This is a genomic window from Citrobacter sp. RHB20-C16 (assembly GCF_013890155.1).
Lineage (GTDB): Bacteria > Pseudomonadota > Gammaproteobacteria > Enterobacterales > Enterobacteriaceae > Citrobacter_A > Citrobacter_A amalonaticus.
In genome coordinates, this window is the sequence record NZ_CP057630.1 from 1497418 (window position 1) to 1515213 (window position 17796).

Annotated in this window: 7 protein-coding genes; 6 read left to right on the forward strand and 1 reads right to left on the reverse strand. The window is 54.8% G+C overall.

Going from position 1 to position 17796, the window contains the following annotated elements; genetic code table 11:
* Positions 1-155 precede the first annotated feature (155 nt).
* From HVX64_RS07250 to HVX64_RS07275, 6 genes are all read left to right on the forward strand, one after another.
* Positions 156-1538, forward strand: a complete 1383-nt coding sequence (locus HVX64_RS07250) for an efflux transporter outer membrane subunit (RefSeq protein WP_043001509.1) — start codon at positions 156-158, stop codon at positions 1536-1538.
* Positions 1539-1564: 26 nt separating this feature from the next.
* The gene (cusF, locus tag HVX64_RS07255; RefSeq protein WP_044256696.1) at positions 1565-1909 is read left to right on the forward strand and encodes a cation efflux system protein CusF; all 345 of its coding nucleotides are present in this window, start codon (positions 1565-1567) and stop codon (positions 1907-1909) included.
* Between the two features lie 32 nt (positions 1910-1941).
* Positions 1942-3204 (forward strand): efflux RND transporter periplasmic adaptor subunit, encoded by a 1263-nt coding sequence (locus HVX64_RS07260; RefSeq protein ID WP_044256694.1) that lies wholly within the window; start codon positions 1942-1944, stop codon positions 3202-3204.
* A gap of 11 nt (positions 3205-3215) precedes the next feature.
* A complete protein-coding gene (locus HVX64_RS07265; protein ID WP_044256692.1) occupies positions 3216-6362 on the forward strand; it encodes a CusA/CzcA family heavy metal efflux RND transporter in 3147 nt (1048 codons plus the stop codon).
* Positions 6363-6897: 535 nt separating this feature from the next.
* Positions 6898-7593, forward strand: a complete 696-nt coding sequence (locus HVX64_RS07270) for a PilZ domain-containing protein (protein WP_044256689.1) — start codon at positions 6898-6900, stop codon at positions 7591-7593.
* A 15-nt stretch (positions 7594-7608) separates the two neighbouring features.
* Entirely contained in the window at positions 7609-8196 is a 588-nt protein-coding gene (locus tag HVX64_RS07275) for a LuxR family transcriptional regulator (RefSeq protein WP_044256686.1), read from the forward strand.
* A 108-nt stretch (positions 8197-8304) separates the two neighbouring features.
* Here the strand turns inward: HVX64_RS07275 and HVX64_RS07280 are convergent, their stop codons facing one another.
* Positions 8305-17619, reverse strand: coding sequence for an autotransporter outer membrane beta-barrel domain-containing protein (locus HVX64_RS07280; RefSeq protein ID WP_044256684.1), 9315 nt, complete (start codon positions 17617-17619; stop codon positions 8305-8307).
* Positions 17620-17796: the final 177 nt, after the last annotated feature.

Genomic DNA, 17796 nt, shown 5'->3' on the forward strand with positions numbered 1-17796 from the left:
CACGCGACGGTCATGGGGCCTCTCAATTCTAGAGAAGCCAGATCGGATAGCAATCGCATTCTGGGAAAATGACAGCTTTGTCATTTTGCTGTCACGGGTTGAACAGAGAGCGCCAGGTAAAGTGGCTGATATCAACCCACATGTAAATCAGGCTTATGCGTAATTTTAAGCGTCTCACGCTCTCAATGGCGTTACTGCTGGCAGGATGTTCACTCGCCCCGGACTATCAGCGCCCGGCGCTTCCGGTACCGCAGCAGTTTTCTCTCAGTCAGAACCAACTGGTGACATCACCGACAGGTTATCAGGACAGCGGCTGGCGGCAGTTTTTTGTCGATCCGCAGGTGAAAGTGCTGATTGACGAGGCGCTGCGTAACAATCGCGATTTACGTATGGCGACGCTGAAAGTACAGGAGGCGAGGGCGCAATATCGGGTGACTGATGCCGATCGCTATCCGCAGTTGAATGCGGAAAGCAGCGGAAACTGGAGCGGGAAACTGAAAGGCGACACCCGCAGTACGCGTGTATATGAGGCCGGGCTGAACCTGAGCGTTGATCTGGATTTCTTTGGTCGGCTGAAAAACATGAGCGAAGCCGATCGACAGACCTTTTTCGCCAGCGAAGAGGCGCGCCGGGCGGTGCATATCCTGTTGGTGTCCAACGTTGCACAGAGCTGGTTCAATCAGCGTCTGGCCTTCGCGCAACTTCAGGTGGCACAAGAAACGCTGAGCAATTATGAGCGTGCATATGCGCTGGTGGAAAAACAACTGGTTACCGGCAGTACTAACGTGCTGGCGCTGGAACAGGCGCGTGGCGTGATTGAAAGTACCCGCAGTGATATTGCGAAACGTCAGGGGGAACTGGCGCAGGCGAATAACGCGTTGCAGCTGTTACTGGGGAGCTACGCTAAGCTGCCGGACGATGCGCGACAGAATGTCGGCGATATCAACGGCGTGACGTTACCGCCATCGCTGTCATCGCAAATCCTGTTGCAGCGTCCGGACATCATGGAAGCCGAACATGCGCTGATGGCGGCAAACGCCAATATCGGCGCGGCACGGGCGGCGTTTTTCCCCTCCATCACGCTGACCAGCGGGATCTCCGGCAGCAGCAGCGATCTCTCGAGTCTGTTTTCGACAGCAAGCGGGATGTGGAATTTCATTCCGAAAGTGGAGCTACCGATCTTCAATGCTGGACGTAATCAGGCCAACCTCGATCTGGCTGAAATCCGCCAGCAGCAGTCGGTGGTCAATTATGAGCAGAAGATCCAGAACGCGTTCAAAGAGGTTGCCGACGCGCTGGCGCTACGCCAGAGCCTTACCGATCAGATTCGCGGTCAGCAGCGATACCTGACTTCGCTACAAATCACGCTTCAGCGTGCGAGAGCGCTCTATCGCAACGGAGCGGTGAGCTATATCAACGTACTGGACGCTGAACGTTCGCTATTTGCGACGCAACAAACCCTGCTTGACCTTAATTACGCCCGACAGGTTAACGAAATTACGCTCTATACCGCGCTTGGCGGTGGTTGGCTGGAATAAACCGAAACACATCACAGGAGATTGACATGAACACAGTATGTAAAGCGGTGGTATTCGCCATTTTCTCTACGCTGGCAATTAACGCTCAGGCCAATGAACACCATCACGGCGATATGATGAGCGCCATGCCTGCCGCCGAACAAAGCCCGGCGATCAGCGCCACTGGCGTAGTAAAAAGCGTTGATACGCAAAGCAAAAAAGTCACCATTGAACATGGGCCGATCCCCGCGCTGAACTGGCCGGCAATGACCATGCGTTTTACCATCACACCGCAAACGCAGCTCAACGATATTAAACCCGGTGACAACGTGGCGTTTACATTTATCCAGCAGGGCAATCTCTCTTTATTGCAGGATATTAAAAGCCAGTAATTCTCTCTTATTTTAACGTTGAGCATGACCTCATGAAAAATATCGCGCTGATTATCGGCAGCATGATGGCGGGCGGCATTATCGCCGTGGGCGGCTACGCGTATTTCGCCGCGGCGCACCCGTCGGCGAATACACCGCCAGTCACGGAAAAAGAAGCCCGCAAGGTGCTGTTCTGGTACGACCCGATGTACCCGAATACCCGCTTCGATAAACCCGGCAAATCGCCCTTTATGGATATGGATCTGGTGCCGAAATATGCCGATGAAGAGTCTGCCAGCGCTACTGCGCCGGGCGTCCGTATCGATCCGACGCAAACGCAAAACCTCGGTGTGAAAACTGAGGCTGTGCGTCGCGGACCCCTCACTTTTGCCCAGACGTTCCCGGCTAATGTCAGCTATAACGAGTATCAGTTTGTCATTATGCAGGCGCGTGCCGCCGGATTTGTCGAGAAAGTCTGGCCGCTCACCGTGGGTGATAAGGTGAAAAAAGGCGCACCGCTGCTTGAACTCACGATCCCTGACTGGGTGGAAGCGCAGAGTGAATATCTGCTGCTGAAAGAAACTGGCGGCACGGCAACCCAGGTTGAGGGGATTCTGGAGCGGCTGCGCCTGGCCGGAATGCCAGAAGCAGATATTCGGCGTTTGACCGCAACGCGCAAAATTCAGACCCGCTTTATCCTTACTGCACCCATTGACGGAGTAATTACCGCTTTTGATTTACGTGCTGGCATGAACATCGCCAAAGATAACGTGGTCGCGAAAATTCAGGGGATAGATCCAGTATGGGTAACCGCTGCGGTGCCTGAATCCATCGCGTGGCTGATTAAAGACGCGTCGCCGTTTTCGCTGACCGTTCCGGCGCGTCCGGACAAGTCCTTCACCGTGCGCAAGTGGACGCTGTTGCCCAGCGCCGACGCCACCACCCGAACGCTGCAACTGCGCCTGGAAGTCGATAACCCCGACGAAGCGCTGAAACCGGGGATGAACGCTTATCTTAATCTGAAAACAGAAAGTGAGCCGATGTTGCTGATCCCGTCTAAAGCGCTGATCGATACCGGCAGCGAGCAGCGGGTGATCACGGTGGACGGTGAAGGGCGTTTTGTCCCTAAACCCGTTTCTGTCTTCCAGGCCTCGCAGGGGGTAACGGCGATCCGTTCCGGGCTGGCTGAAGGCGAGAAGGTGGTTGCCAGCGGCCTGTTCCTGATTGATTCAGAAGCCAACATCTCGGGGGCGTTAGACCGGATGCGCACGCAGCAACCGTCGGCGATGCCCGATCCTGCGGCCCATGCGCACTGAGGAGAACGCAGATGATTGAATGGATTATTCGCCGCTCGGTTGCCAACCGTTTTCTGGTGATCATTGGCGCGCTCTTTCTCAGCGTCTGGGGGACCTGGACCATCGTTAACACGCCGGTGGATGCGCTGCCCGACCTGTCCGACGTGCAGGTGATCGTCAAAACCAGCTACCCGGGGCAGGCGCCGCAGATTGTCGAGAATCAGGTGACCTATCCGCTGACCACCACCATGCTGTCCGTACCCGGCGCAAAAACTGTGCGCGGTTTCTCGCAGTTTGGCGACTCGTATGTCTATGTTATTTTTGAAGATGGCACCGATCCGTACTGGGCGCGTTCTCGCGTGCTGGAATATCTCAACCAGGTACAGGGTAAGCTCCCGGCGGGCGTCAGCGCGGAAATGGGGCCAGACGCCACCGGCGTGGGCTGGATCTTCGAGTATGCGTTGGTTGATCGCAGCGGTAAGCACGACCTGGCGGAACTGCGTTCGTTGCAGGACTGGTTTCTGAAATATGAGTTAAAAACTATCCCGAATGTGTCGGAAGTGGCCTCCGTGGGCGGCGTGGTGAAAGAGTATCAGGTGGTGATCGACCCAATGAAACTCGCTCAGTACGGCATCAACCTGTCGGAGGTGAAAGGTGCGTTGGATGCCTCTAACCAGGAGGCGGGTGGCTCATCGGTGGAACTGTCGGAAGCAGAATACATGGTCCGCGCCAGCGGGTATCTGCAAACGCTGGATGACTTCAATCACATCGTTCTGAAGTCAGGGGAAAACGGGGTACCCGTGTACCTGCGAGATGTGGCAAGAGTGCAGACAGGCCCGGAAATGCGCCGGGGGATTGCCGAACTTAACGGCGAGGGAGAAGTGGCCGGCGGGGTGGTTATCTTGCGCTCCGGTAAAAACGCGCGTGAGGTGATCTCGGCGGTTAAAAATAAACTCGAGACGCTGAAAAGTAGTCTGCCGGAAGGCGTGGAAGTGGTGACCACCTACGATCGCAGTCAGTTGATTGACCGCGCCATCGATAACCTCAGCTATAAGCTACTGGAAGAGTTTATCGTCGTGGCGCTGGTCTGCGCACTGTTTCTCTGGCACGTGCGTTCCGCGCTGGTGGCGATCATCTCGCTGCCGCTGGGATTGTGTATCGCCTTTATCGTGATGCATTTTCAGGGGCTGAACGCCAACATTATGTCGCTTGGCGGGATCGCTATCGCCGTGGGGGCGATGGTGGATGCCGCCATTGTGATGATAGAAAATGCGCATAAACGGCTGGAAGAGTGGGGAAACCAGCATCCTGGCGAAGTGCCGGATAACGAAACGCGCTGGACGGTGATCACCAATGCCTCTGTAGAGGTTGGTCCGGCGCTGTTCATCAGTTTGCTGATCATCACGCTCTCTTTTATTCCCATCTTTACTCTGGAAGGGCAGGAAGGACGCCTGTTCGGGCCGCTGGCGTTCACCAAAACGTATGCGATGGCGGGGGCGGCGTTTCTGGCGATCGTGGTGATCCCGATCCTGATGGGGTTGTGGATCCGCGGGAAAATTCCGGCGGAAAGCAGCAACCCGCTTAACCGCTTTTTGATCCGTATTTACCATCCGCTACTGCTGAAAGTATTGCACTGGCCGAAAATCACGCTGCTGGTGGCGGGGCTCTCGATCCTGACGGTGGCCTGGCCGCTGAGTAAAGTGGGGGGCGAGTTCTTACCGCAGATTAACGAAGGCGATCTGTTGTACATGCCGTCCACGCTGCCGGGGATTTCGGCGGCAGAAGCGGCAAGCATGTTACAGAAAACCGATAAGCTGATCATGACCGTACCGGAAGTCGCCAGGGTCTTTGGCAAAACCGGGAAAGCGGAAACCGCCACGGATTCGGCACCGCTGGAGATGGTGGAAACCACGATTCAGCTCAAACCGCAGGATCAGTGGCGTCCGGGAATGACGATGGAAAAAATCATCGAGGAACTGGACAACACCGTTCGTCTGCCGGGGCTGGCAAACCTGTGGGTGCCGCCGATTCGTAACCGTATTGATATGCTCTCTACCGGGATTAAGAGTCCGATTGGGATTAAAGTCTCTGGTAACGTACTGGCCGATATCGACGCGATGGCCGAGCAGATTGAAGAGGTTGCCCGCACCGTCCCTGGCGTAACATCTGCGCTGGCTGAGCGTCTGCAAGGCGGTCGCTATCTCAACATCGATATCAACCGTGAGAAAGCAGCCCGCTACGGCATGACGGTGGGGGACGTGCAGTTGTTTATTACCTCTGCCGTCGGTGGGGCGATGGTCGGGGAGACCGTTGAGGGGATTGCCCGTTATCCGATCAATCTGCGTTATCCGCAGAGCTTCCGGGACAGCCCGCAGGCGCTGCGCCAGTTACCAATCCTGACGCCGATGAAGCAACAAATTACGCTGGGGGATGTCGCCACAATCAACATCACGCCGGGGCCCTCGATGCTAAAAACGGAGAACGCACGGCCCACCAGTTGGATCTACATTGATGCGCGCGACAGGGATATGGTCTCTGTGGTTAACGATCTGAAACAGGCGATTGCCGATAACGTTCAGTTGAAGCCCGGTACCAGCGTCGCGTTTTCTGGTCAGTTTGAATTGCTGGAGCGGGCGAACCATAAGCTGAAGCTGATGGTGCCCATGACGCTGATGATCATCTTCGTCCTGTTGTATCTGGCGTTCCGCCGGGTCGGAGAAGCGCTGCTGATCATCACCAGCGTGCCGTTTGCGCTGGTGGGCGGGATTTGGTTCCTGTACTGGATGGGATTTCATCTGTCGGTGGCGACGGGAACCGGGTTTATCGCTCTGGCGGGGGTCGCTGCGGAATTTGGCGTGGTCATGCTAATGTACCTGCGCCATGCCATTGAGTCCGATCCTTCACTGGACAACTCGCAGACGTTCAGCACAGAGAAACTGGATGACGCGTTGTATCACGGGGCGGTGCTACGGGTACGACCCAAAGCGATGACCGTAGCGGTGATCATTGCCGGTCTTCTGCCGATTTTGTGGGGGACAGGAGCCGGTTCGGAAGTGATGAGTCGGATTGCTGCGCCCATGATCGGCGGTATGATTACGGCGCCGCTACTGTCACTGTTTATTATCCCTGCGGCTTATAAGTTGATGTGGATACATCGTCACCGTAAAATATCCCGTTAACATCTTCATCATTCGGCCTGCTGAAATGAAGCGGGCCGGAAAAATCATTTTAACGGTGATTTTTCATTCTTTCTGACATATTCTGCAATACTGTAAAATGCTTTTTCTGATGATAAGCGTTATCCCTTTATGAATCTCCCGTTATTGCTATTCGTTCCGTCTGATATTTAATTTTGCCGTTACCTCTCAGCGGGTTGTGCATAAAAAGCACAGCCCGCATCCTTGTGTTGCAAATAGTGTAAACATCAGTTTTATATTTCAGAATCGTGCAGTTAATCGCATTTTATTCATTTTTGTTATCAAGTTTTCGTTAAGTTCATTCTCTTTTACGCATAATGCGGGCCACTTTTACACTTCACTGAATGTTTTTACATATCAATTAATCAGTAAAAATAGTCAAAAACTTAATATCATGCGAAATATCTGAAAGGTAATCCCTTATGGTAATCAAAAAACCATCTGCGGGAGCCAGTTTTAGCCTTTTATCATTAAACACGAATGAGAAGTATCTGAAATATAAAATAAGGATTTTACTATGGGATTTGGGATGGCAAAGGACAATAAATTTGAGATCGTGGCCATTATTCGCGAAGAGCTTCTCAGAAAAACGAAGGTAGAACTGAAATTTAAAGACGCCAGCGTGGTCACTCAATTAGAAAAGGTTGACTTCGACTACTTCGTGATTACCAACAACAGCGACATCCCACACTCTTCTATCCAGTCTTTTATCTTGCACAGCGACAGCGGCATTATCCGGTTCAATGCCCGGTTCAGTCAGTCGCTGACCGATAAACTGGAGTGCGGACTGGCGTATCGCATACCTGAAGTGATCTTATTGGTTCAGCGCCGCCAGCATCAGCGTTTCTCCTTTTTAAAGGGGTATCATTTCTACTGTTCTGGACGCTATAAAAATGGTGAGAATTACTTGCTGCAGATTAAGAATATCTCTCGCGGCGGTTGCGCGCTGATCTCACAGAAAATAAACACCCGCTTTCTTTATAAAAATGCGCTGATTAAAGGGGCATCTCTGGATTTTGAACAGTTTGGTCGTTTGCATTGCGATCTCCGGGTCGTCAACGTTGTTGCTATCAACGAATTTGATGAAAACAATCAGCTTTATTCCTGTCAGCAGATCTCCTGCAAGTTCGAATTCAAACATCCACGCGACGCGTTGGATGTCGAAAAGGTCATTATTCATTTTTTGATGAGTAATAAATTAAAAAGTTTATAAAGGAAGGTGAACTTTATGTTGATGTGCGGAAATGAAGATTTTGTCGGTAGCAGTGTCTCAACGTATTTAAAAAGTAAAAATGCTGAGGTGACGGATGTCCCCTGGCAGGTGATGATAGATTACTCTGCACGCTATCGCCATCGGATGATGATTTTTAATATCATCAGCCACGAACAGTCCTACGCTGATTTTGTCAGCTATTTAAATAAGAATCGCTTTAAAGTTTACGATAATGCCGTGGTGGTGATTGCCGATGACCGTCTGGCGAAATTGTGCATTGAGTTACTGTATGTCGAAAAAGTGATTGTGCTGACCGATAAATCACCGCTGCGTGATTTTGGCCGACTGACGACCCTGACGGGGGAGTGCTGGAATCCCCGCTTATTCCGTTCACAAAAACGGCTGAGCGATCGTGAACAGCAAATCCTCAGTTTGCTGGTGAGTGGATATTCACCAAATGAAATCTCGGATCTGATCAGTGTGAGCTATAAAACGATACAGACGCATAAAATGCGAATCATCACGAAGCTGGGTCTGGCCCATTCGACTGAACTGAATAAACTGATTGTCAGATTCAACCATCCGTTCTCTTTTTTATCCTGAGTTTGTCATCAGCCTGATGGCGCTTCGCTTATCAGGCCTACAGCTGTCCTGAACAACGTAGGCCAGGTGAGGCATTGCCTTCACCCGGCCTGATCCCCTCAGCGGTTGTCAGAATGACTTTTTAAAGCCAATGGAGGCATTCACTGGCGCTTCCACCTGCGATTTATGCCCACCGTTGTTGAACTGCGTTCCCAGTTCGCCGTACACCTGCAGATCGCGGTCGATGCTCCAGCTCAGACCTGCGGCCACTTCGGTACTGGAGTACTGCTGCGAAGATTCCAGCGTTGTGGTGGCAACCGCATTGCTGAAGTGGGTTTTGTCTTTTGACCCCAGTCCCTGCCACAGGTTGACGCGACCATATGGCTGAATCTTACCGTGACGGGTGTCATAGTCAGCTTTCAGTCGCAACCCGACACGGGCGGTAAAGGCATCGGCAGTATCGAGTCTGACCTTCGTCTTCGTCGCGCCGCCCAGCGTGCTGTCATCAAAATCGCTGTACTGATAGATCAGCTGTGCCTGGGGTTCCAGACTCCATGCGCTTGCTCCTAAGCGGAACGCTTTGCCGATCTCCGTCGAGGCGGTCAGCGTATGGCCTTTCACGGTATGGGAACCCTTGTTTCCGGATGCCGACAGGCGAGCGTCATGGTTACCGTATTGCAGGACGTTATCCACATACATGCCATCGGTGGAGAACCAGGTAGCATAACCGCCCAGGTAAAACGCGTTGTCATCGATGTTACCGCCTTTACCCGCGCTACCCGCATGGCTGCCTTTGACGCTGCTGTCGATATCCAGAATGCTGGTGTAGACACCGGCTTTCCAGCTGGTATCCGCGTAAAGGTCAACCCCTGCCTGAATCCCCATCGTGTGGCTGGTGGTCTGTGTGCCGGTGATGTCGTCCAGTTTGGTTTTAGCGGAGTAGCCAATCATTCTCGCCCATGCACGGTGGTCTTCATCGAGACCCGGTCGTACGTCATCCCCCATTCGCTGGTGCATATTGCCTAACAGGCTCAGGTCGCCCTGACGCACTACGCTGGCGAGACCGGAGTAGAGCATGGTTTCCGGGCGATATTCACTGCGCAGGTACCAGTTTTCGCCCAGGCCTTTCGCGTTGCCGGCATACAACTGGTATTCAAACGCCCCGGCAGACATCCGGTTATTCGCCAGATAGAAGCCGTCACGCGTGGATTGTGCCGTGGTGGTGGCGCCGTTTTTCGCCGTCACCACTTCGATCCCGTCTCCCACCGTCGGCGCACCCAGCCCTGAACCGTCTACTTTCAGCAGCGTGCTGCCGCTGACCTTACCGCCATCGATCACCAGTCGGTCCGCAATGCCCTGACCGCCGCTGTTCTGCGCTGCGGCTAATTCAAGCGTCCCGTTTTTGCCGCTGTAATCGCCTTTCACCGTCAATGCGGAACCGATCGCCGCCCCCGTCAGCGACACATTGCCGCCGTTGGTTAATCCGGCGACCGTCTGGTCGTAGCCTTGCGTTTTCAGCGTGGTTTCGCTCGCCACAATGTGATGGGACGCTGCGCTCAACGTATTGGCGCCACCGGCCTGCAGAACCCCGTTGGCGACAAGCGTTGCGCCTTTGTAGCTGTTCGCGCCTTCCAGCGTGGTGATGCCGCTACCGGTGTGGTGGAGCTGTCCTTCGCCGCTGATATTGCCGCTCAGGGTGTAGCTGTTGCAGCGTTTCACATCCAGTATGCCGTCAGCGATGATATCGCCCTGTACGCTGCCGATCTCACCGCCATTACCCAACTGCAACGTGCCCTGCTCGACGTGGGTGCCGCCAGTGTAGGAGGTGTCGAGCGTGAGCATGAGCGTACCCTGACCGGTTTTCGTTAACTGGCCGCTGCCTTCAACGTCGGTCAATAGTTCGACGTTGAAGCCGTTGGTGTCGAAGGTCCCGCCGCCGGATTCCAGCGTCACCTGGCGGGCGGTATTAAACGCATCGCCATACTTCAGCGTGCCGCCGTTAAAGGTGATCCCGGTATTGGCTGCGCCGAGGTTTTTATCGCCGGAAACCTGTAGTGTCCCTGCCGTAATCGTTGTACCGCCGCTGTAGCTGTTCTCGCCGGTCAGGATCAGCGTGCCGAGGTCGCTCTTATTGACGCCACCGGAGCCGCGGATCTCACTGTCGATGGTGGCGATATACCCTGCGCCATCGATGGTGCCGTCGCCGACGCGAATCAGCGTATTGGCGGTGTTGGTGGTGATGGCATCGCCCGCTACGCGGTAGCCATCGGTGGCAAACTGCGCGCCGCTGATGATCACATCGCCCAGACTGTTATCCACGGTGACATTGCCTGCCACCCCCTGGAAAACGGCGAACGCGGCATCGGTGAACGGGGCGTTCAGCGCGCCTTCTGGCGTGGATTCATCGGTGGTCCAGTTATCGTTGCCGTGGCTGGATTGCCAGATACCATCGCCGCCGTTGATCACGCCGTTGTTTTTCAGTTCGCCATTTTCACCGCCGGTGCCGTCCCAGAAGCGCAGGGTCAGACCGCCGTGGTTCACCAGATTGACCTGATTGTTAACCGATGTCTGCACGTACAGACTGTCTGCCGCCGCTGGGGTGTTGGCAATGTCCATCACGTTGTTGGTCAGCGTGCCGGAGTAGTTAATGACGCGATAGACGCCAACATCAAAGCTGCCGCCGGGTGAGGTTTCAATGTTGAGCTTGCCGTCGAGTACCAGATCGCCGTTGACGTTAATCAGGTCGTTGAAGGCACCGCCCGGGGTATATGCCTGGCCAAACTGATAATCCAGTTGCGACAGGTCATTCAGCGTCAGAGCGCCGGTGGTCAGTTTGCCGACGCTGTTCAGTGTGGAACCGGCGGTAATATGGCCGTTATCCGCAACATTTACCGCGCCGCCAATAATGCCGTTGCCGCCCAGCGTCGCGCCTGCCTTGACCGTTACGTCACCGGTCGCCGCCGCCTGATTGCCGTTGACCAGCAGTACGCCCTCATCGACCGATGTGGTGCCGGTCCAGGTGTTGTCACCGGTTAAGGTCAGTATGCCGTCGCCGATTTTCACCAGATTGCCGCTGTCACCGCTGATGATGCCGCTGATGGTGTCGTTGAGACCCAGATTACCGAGGGAGAGGGTTTTATCGCCCAGCTCAACGTTACCCGCGCCGGACAGCGAACCGACGGATGTCGCGCTGTCGACATGGCTGATATCCACTCTACCGCCGGAGAGGTTTTTCACCGTGGTCATTTGCGCCAGTGCGCTATCGGCAAAGGACATCAGCCCGCTGTTGGTGACCGTTGCGCTGCCGCCGCTGGCATCCTCTTCCAGCGCCAGCGTGCTCGTTTCTGAGACGTTAATCGTGGATTGTCCGGCCGTTGCATTGTCTGCAATCAGCGCCTTTGCGGTGCCGTTCAGATTCAGCGTCGCGTCGGCGGCAGTGACCGTGTCTTTTAGCGTTAACAGGCTGTCGGTAAACTCCATCGTCAGGGATTGCAGACTGGTTGCCGCGCCGCTGACGTTCAGCGCCGCGCCTTTCGTTACGCTCACCGTGCTGCTGGCATTGCTACCAAATGTTCCCGTCTGGCTGGCATTGACCGTGACGTTGTGAGCTTGTCCGGTACCTTCAATCAGCGTCGTGCCCTGATAGCGGTTTGCCCGATCGAGCGACAGCGTGCTGGCCGCATCATGGGTACTGCTGGTGACTTTCAGGTTACCCGCGCCCGTGATATCGCCGACAGGGGAGAAGTGGTGCGAATTCAGATCGAACACCGCATCCGCGCCAGACGTCCCCAGGGTGAGGGTGCGCTGAGTGGTGAAATCCGCGCCCAGCTGGAACGTTGAGCCGTTGTTGATAGTGACGCCGGTTCCGGACTGGCCCAGGTTGTTATCCGCCGATATTTGCAGCGTACCGCCGTCAATGCGCGTGCCGCCATGATAGGTATTATCACCGCTCAGGATCAGACGCCCCTGGTCAGTCTTGACCAGCGTCAGGCTATCCGTACTGTCACCTTCGCGGATCGTCGATTCGATCGTTGCGGTGAAGTTTTCGCCTGCGCCACCAGCACCGACGCGGAGCATCAGCTCATTGCTGCCTGCGGTGGTCTCCCATGCGTTCAGCGCATCGCCTTTGATGACATAGCCGTCCGTGTCAAACTGCGCGCCGGAAAACTGAACGTTGCCTGCGCTCTGATCGACCTCGACCGTACCGGCGTTGCCGGTAAAAACCGCGAAGGCTTTTTGCGCCCACGGCGCGTTGCCGATACCGTCCTGCTGCGTCCAGTTGTTATCGCCCAGGCTGCCGATAGCCATCCATTTGCCATCGCCACCATCGATTTTACCGTTGCCTTCAATCCCGGTTTTACCGTGGTTTTCACCCGTCTGCGCGCCGTCCCAGAACTGCAGCGTGACGCCGTTGGCGTTAACCAGATTGACCTGCTTATCCAGCACCGTCTGGACGAAAATATTGCGCTTATCCTGACCCGCCGGAACGTCGCCTAATTCCAGCGTCTGGTTGTCGAGGGTGCCGCCGTAGTTATAGAGACGATAGACGCCTGGGCCAAACGTGCCGCCTGTGCTTTGGCTGACGTTCAGCGTGCCATCGAGCAGTAGATTGCCGGTGACATCGACCAGATCGTTTTGTGCGCCACCGGGCACGAAGGCTTCTCCCAGTTCAAACGCGGAGGTGGTTTTGCTGCCCAGTTGCAGACTCCCGTTGATCTTCAGCGTCCCCGCGCCGCCGTCGCCTGCGCTAAGAGTGGTGGCGTCATTCATCACGACGTCACCGCCGAGGGTGCCGGTACCGCCCAGGGTTGCAATGCCGTTCACGGTTGTCATGCCCGTCGCGGCAGACTGATCGCCATTGACCAGCAGTGTGCCGTTGTCGACGGTAGTCACTCCTTTATAACTGTTGGCGCCGGTTAAACGGGTAATACCTTTACCGATTTGCTCCAGTGCGCCGATACCGGAAATCACCCCGTTAAGCAGGACGTTATTGCTGCGATTCACGGTCAGAATACCGTCATCAATGATCTGCGAAACCGGGTTGATACCGCCCGTTGTACCGCCCTGACCAAGATGTAAAATCCCGCCCTGTTTGATCGTCGTAGAACCGCTGTAGCTATTGTCAGTGGTGAACACCGTCGTGCCACCCGTTGCGCGGACAAAGTTGCCGCTACCGCTGATGGTGCCCTGATAAATCTGACTGTCAGCGTCATTGCCCTGCGTATCAAAGATGATGTTGCTGGCTATACCGTTGGTGGTAATGCTGTAATTGCCAATAGTCGCGCTGGTATTACTGGCATCGCGATGGTCGCCCGTGCGCAGCGTCGCGCCATCGTTAACAGCCAGGGTGCCGTCAGCCAGCGTCAGGCTATCCACAATGCGCATATCCGCCTGTGCGCCCGTCAGCGTTAAGGTATTCCAGCCGCTGCCGATGTGGGTTCCCAGACTGAGGTCATCCGCCAGCAGCGTACCGATATTACCCCGGGTGTTTGTGAAGGTGAGGGCGTTACCCGTACCGGCGAGCGTGGTGATGTGACGCGTGTTCGCCAGCGATACGTTGTCGATGTTGGCTTTGTTGTTGGTTGTCCCGGCGAAGTTCACCTCCCCGGCGAACGTTCCGCTGTTCCAGATAAAACGATCGCTACCGGCGCCAGTATTGATGACGCCCCGCGTATTGCCGCCGCTGATGTTGATAGTGTCATTGCCTTTACCAGACTGAATCGCGACATCCCTGTCGGTAGCGGCGAGGATCGTCCCGGTGTTGCTGATGGTTTTGCTACTGTCGCCACTGGCATCCACCACCGGACCGTTCACGCTGTTGGAGGTGATGTTGCCGCTGTTGGTGATGGCGGAAACGTCTTTTGCCAGAATCGCTGAACCGCCCGTTGCGTCCTGAATGGTAATATCAGCGCGGGTGGTCAGTCTGCCGTTGGTGCGGGCATCGATCCCGTTCCCCGTGGCGTTTCCGGCATCGTTGTGCACCAGCACCGTATAACCGGTGCCGATAACCAAATCGCCGGTCGCGTTGTCGCCGTTCTCTTTCATGAAGGCAAAGCCTGAACCCGCGCCGGTAACGTTGAGTAGATTGTTGGCGCCATCTTTCACATTCAGCGCCACGCTGGTGCGGATCCCCGGACCGTCGTTGGCGTTAATCGTTACGTTGTTCAGCGTGATATCCGAACTTTCTGCATGGTTTTGAATCCCTGCGCCGCTGCCCAATGCGCTGATGGTGACGCCTTTGGCGGTCAGCGACCCCGCACCAACGGCAAGGCGAATTCCATCCGCCGTGCCGTTGGTCGTAATGGTATCGGCTACTCCACCGGTTCCCGTCGTGATATTCAGCGTTGCGCCATTGGTCAGCAGCACGCCTGCGGTACCGTCATCGACCACAATGGTGCCCAGCTTTTTGATCTGCGCATCTTTGCCAGAGGCGCGAACGCCAATCCCATTGCTGACATGCAATGCCTGGGATGCGTTGTTGGTTAACCGTCCTCCTTCCTGCACGTCGACACCGATACTGTCTTTACTGGCGAGATCGATAACCGCGTCCTGTTGCAGAACAATGTTGCCAAGATTCTTCGCCACATAGGCGATGACGTTCAGCCCGGTATCCAGGGATTTAATGATGGCGCTGGAGTTAAGAATGGTTTCGACAGGGGTGCCCTGTTTATTACCGTTCAACTGGTGCGCCTGACCATCGACAATCCCGGCTGTGGTATTTGATCCGGTCAGTTCAATAAGAGTCTTATCGCTGATGGTGCCTTCTGCACCCCCTTCGAGCAGCAGCGCCGCCGCGCCGTCGCCGCTTACCGTAAATGTCGCTTCACCCGTATCCACGGTGCTGCCTTTACCGGTCGCAAAGACGCCAATCGATTTTTCGCCCGTTAAGGTCATCTCGAGTTTAGATGGCTGGAGCGTCAGCGGGTCGAACGTATTGCCGGCAAAGTTTGCGCCATTAGCAATGCGGAACAACGTGGTGCGCGCCTGACCGTTATCGTTCATCACGGCTTCGCCGATATTGGCGGTCGCACCTTTGCCGTACAGATAGTAGCCAATTTGATCGCTATTTTTGAATAGCGGACTGCTGGTACTGTTAACGTTAGCCACCGCATTATCGCGGACATGAACGCCAATATTGCCGACTTCTTTGAGTGTGATCGAAGAAGACACGTCAACGGTGGCCTGAGCAGTGTTACTCCCTTCTGCCCAGATTGCATAGTTACGGTTCGACGTGCCACCGTCGCCCGCGACCGTGATTGCCCCTGTATTGCTGGATGTCACATGCGCGTTCTTCGAACTGGCGGTCAGATGGATCCCGATGTTGTTGTGGCCGTTGACGTTAATCTCACCGTCGTTACGGATCTGCTGGCCGTTTTCGCTGCCGCTGTCGCGCACGGAAATACCGAAGTTATGGCTGGTGCCGGATGACGAGTCGCCGTTGAGGGTGATTTTACCGGTGTTGGTCACATTCCCGGTGGCGTTGCCAACCAGGATCCCCGCCGCGTTACGTACACCTGTTCCAAGGGTGATTGTCCCGTCATTGGTGACATCGCCTGAACTGCGGGTCAGGATCCCGGCGCTGGGGCTGGCGCCACCTGCCATATCGACATCCTGTGTAAGATCGTTAGCGTTACGCCCAAGATAGATGGCGGCATCAAGGGTGTTTGTGAAGGTGGCCTCACCGGACACTTCAACGCCGTAAGCCGTTCCCTTACCAAATGAGTCGTCGTTACTGCGTCCGTCCACGACGTTAATCTCACCCCTGTTGATCCCGCTGGTTTGATCGGACAACTGCATACCGATAGCGAGCGTCAGAGAACTGTCCGGTTTATCCGTTGACCACGGATCGGCCGCCGCCGCCGTACCGTAGTTGTTGGTCGTGATGGCCTGGTTAATGGTCCCTTCGTTCACGACGGTGCTGTTTCCCAGCCCCTGCATACCGTAGGCACCGTAACTGTTGACCTTCCGATTCCCATCCTTATCGATAAACAAACCGGAGTTGATCGTGCCGTGGTTAATGGCGCTGGCATCACTGGCCAACATGCCAATCGCCAGCCCCTGTCCGGTAGACGTTCGCAGCACGTTCAGGGCGCCTTCATTGACGACAGAACCACCGCCATCGGCCTTCATTGCCCCATTGATACTGCCATCGACAGCCAGAGTCGCGCCCGCAACCAATGTACCGGTGGTGCCTTGTCCGTTAGCATAGATGGCATGCAGTTCCCCAGTGGCCGCTGTGGTGTTATTGGTGTGCGCCTGTCCGTCAGTCCAGACATCGTAATCCCAGGTCAGCAGGTCGGCATTGGTGCTGGAGGTCAGCAATTGGTTGATCAGGCTCGCGTAGTAGGTCTGTGCGTCAGAAACTTTACTGATAGCGCCAGAATCCAGCCATAGCTGGATCTGGCTGATATCTTGCCCGTCGGGTGTTTTGGCGCTCTCACTGCCGGCGCCAATCAGCCAGTTGTTGAAATTCGCCAGATCCGCCGTGTTTTTGATGGAAAAGGTGCGGTTACCCGTTTCAACGACATTCCCCTCTTCGTCGTAGCCGTAGGTCATTAAGGTAATGTCTTTGCCAAATACGGTGGTCTGTTTCGAACCCGCAAAGATTTTGCTCGGAACGACTGGCGCAGCACCAAACTGGATATAGTTATCGGATTGCCAGTTGACCTTGCTGTTCGGGTCTTGCGCTTTGAGCAGAGAAGAGTCTTTTGCCAGCAGACGGATAGCATTTTCTCTTACGTTCAGTGAATTATCGCCAATATTGAGATTGGCGGTTGCGCCATCTTTGGCAAGGGCAAAGCCAAACTGCTTATAGATTTGCGACACATTGGCATCAAACGTGTTGAGCACTGCATCGCCAATCTGCGAAACGCTAATAAAGTTTGCCAGGCTTGTGGTATCAAACACCTTCAGTGTGGAGGTTGTTTCGGGATCGGCCGGGTCAATCACCTGAAATTCCACGCTTTGCTGCGGCGTAGACGACTGTGTATGACTTAGGTATTCCGCCAGTTCTTCAATGGTGGTGACAGATTTTTGCTCGTGGGCGAGGTTGGTCGCGGTAATAATAATTTTGCCGCTTTCCAACAGATCCCGGATGGTAGACGATTCCACAATGCCGGTCTGTCCGTAGGCGATGTTGGGGATTGCGCCGGTGATATTCAGTTCGCTGGCGTTGTTTTTGTTTTCATATAAAAAACCGTAGTTGAATACGTTCTGATGGACACCGGCGGAGATGACATTCGGGTAATCCACGGTGATATCGCGTGTGCCATCGGTCACGATCGGTATGGCGGCGGCCGTGAAAGAAACGCCAGCAACTAAACCGGAAACAACACGCAGTCCTGTTTTACGCGAGCTGCTTTTTTTCTTCCCTTTTGATAATTCGGAGGCGACAACCCAAAGCCCGAGTGTCGCATTCCATATGATGTTGTAAACCTTATTCATAATAACCTCGTCTGCATTTCTGTTTTTAGTTGGTTGACACGTTGCGTTTGTGGTTAGGGGTGGCTCACGATGAGTTGGCCTGGGTTGTCAAATTTCGAAAACAGGAGTCCCTTCCGCAGGGCGGAATAATTTTTAGTGATTGATAACGTCTTAATTAATGCTCAGTCGTCCGTGTTG

Bases quoted from the DNA above. Each gene is read 5' to 3' on its own strand.
- HVX64_RS07250 (WP_043001509.1), top strand. From the start codon at position 156: ATGCGTAATTTTAAGCGTCTCACGCTCTCAATGGCGTTACTGCTGGCA.
- cusF (WP_044256696.1), top strand. From the start codon at position 1,565: ATGAACACAGTATGTAAAGCGGTGGTATTCGCCATTTTCTCTACGCTG.
- HVX64_RS07260 (WP_044256694.1), top strand. From the start codon at position 1,942: ATGAAAAATATCGCGCTGATTATCGGCAGCATGATGGCGGGCGGCATT.
- HVX64_RS07265 (WP_044256692.1), top strand. From the start codon at position 3,216: ATGATTGAATGGATTATTCGCCGCTCGGTTGCCAACCGTTTTCTGGTG.
- HVX64_RS07270 (WP_044256689.1), top strand. From the start codon at position 6,898: ATGGGATTTGGGATGGCAAAGGACAATAAATTTGAGATCGTGGCCATT.
- HVX64_RS07275 (WP_044256686.1), top strand. From the start codon at position 7,609: ATGTTGATGTGCGGAAATGAAGATTTTGTCGGTAGCAGTGTCTCAACG.
- HVX64_RS07280 (WP_044256684.1), bottom strand. From the start codon at position 17,619: ATGAATAAGGTTTACAACATCATATGGAATGCGACACTCGGGCTTTGG.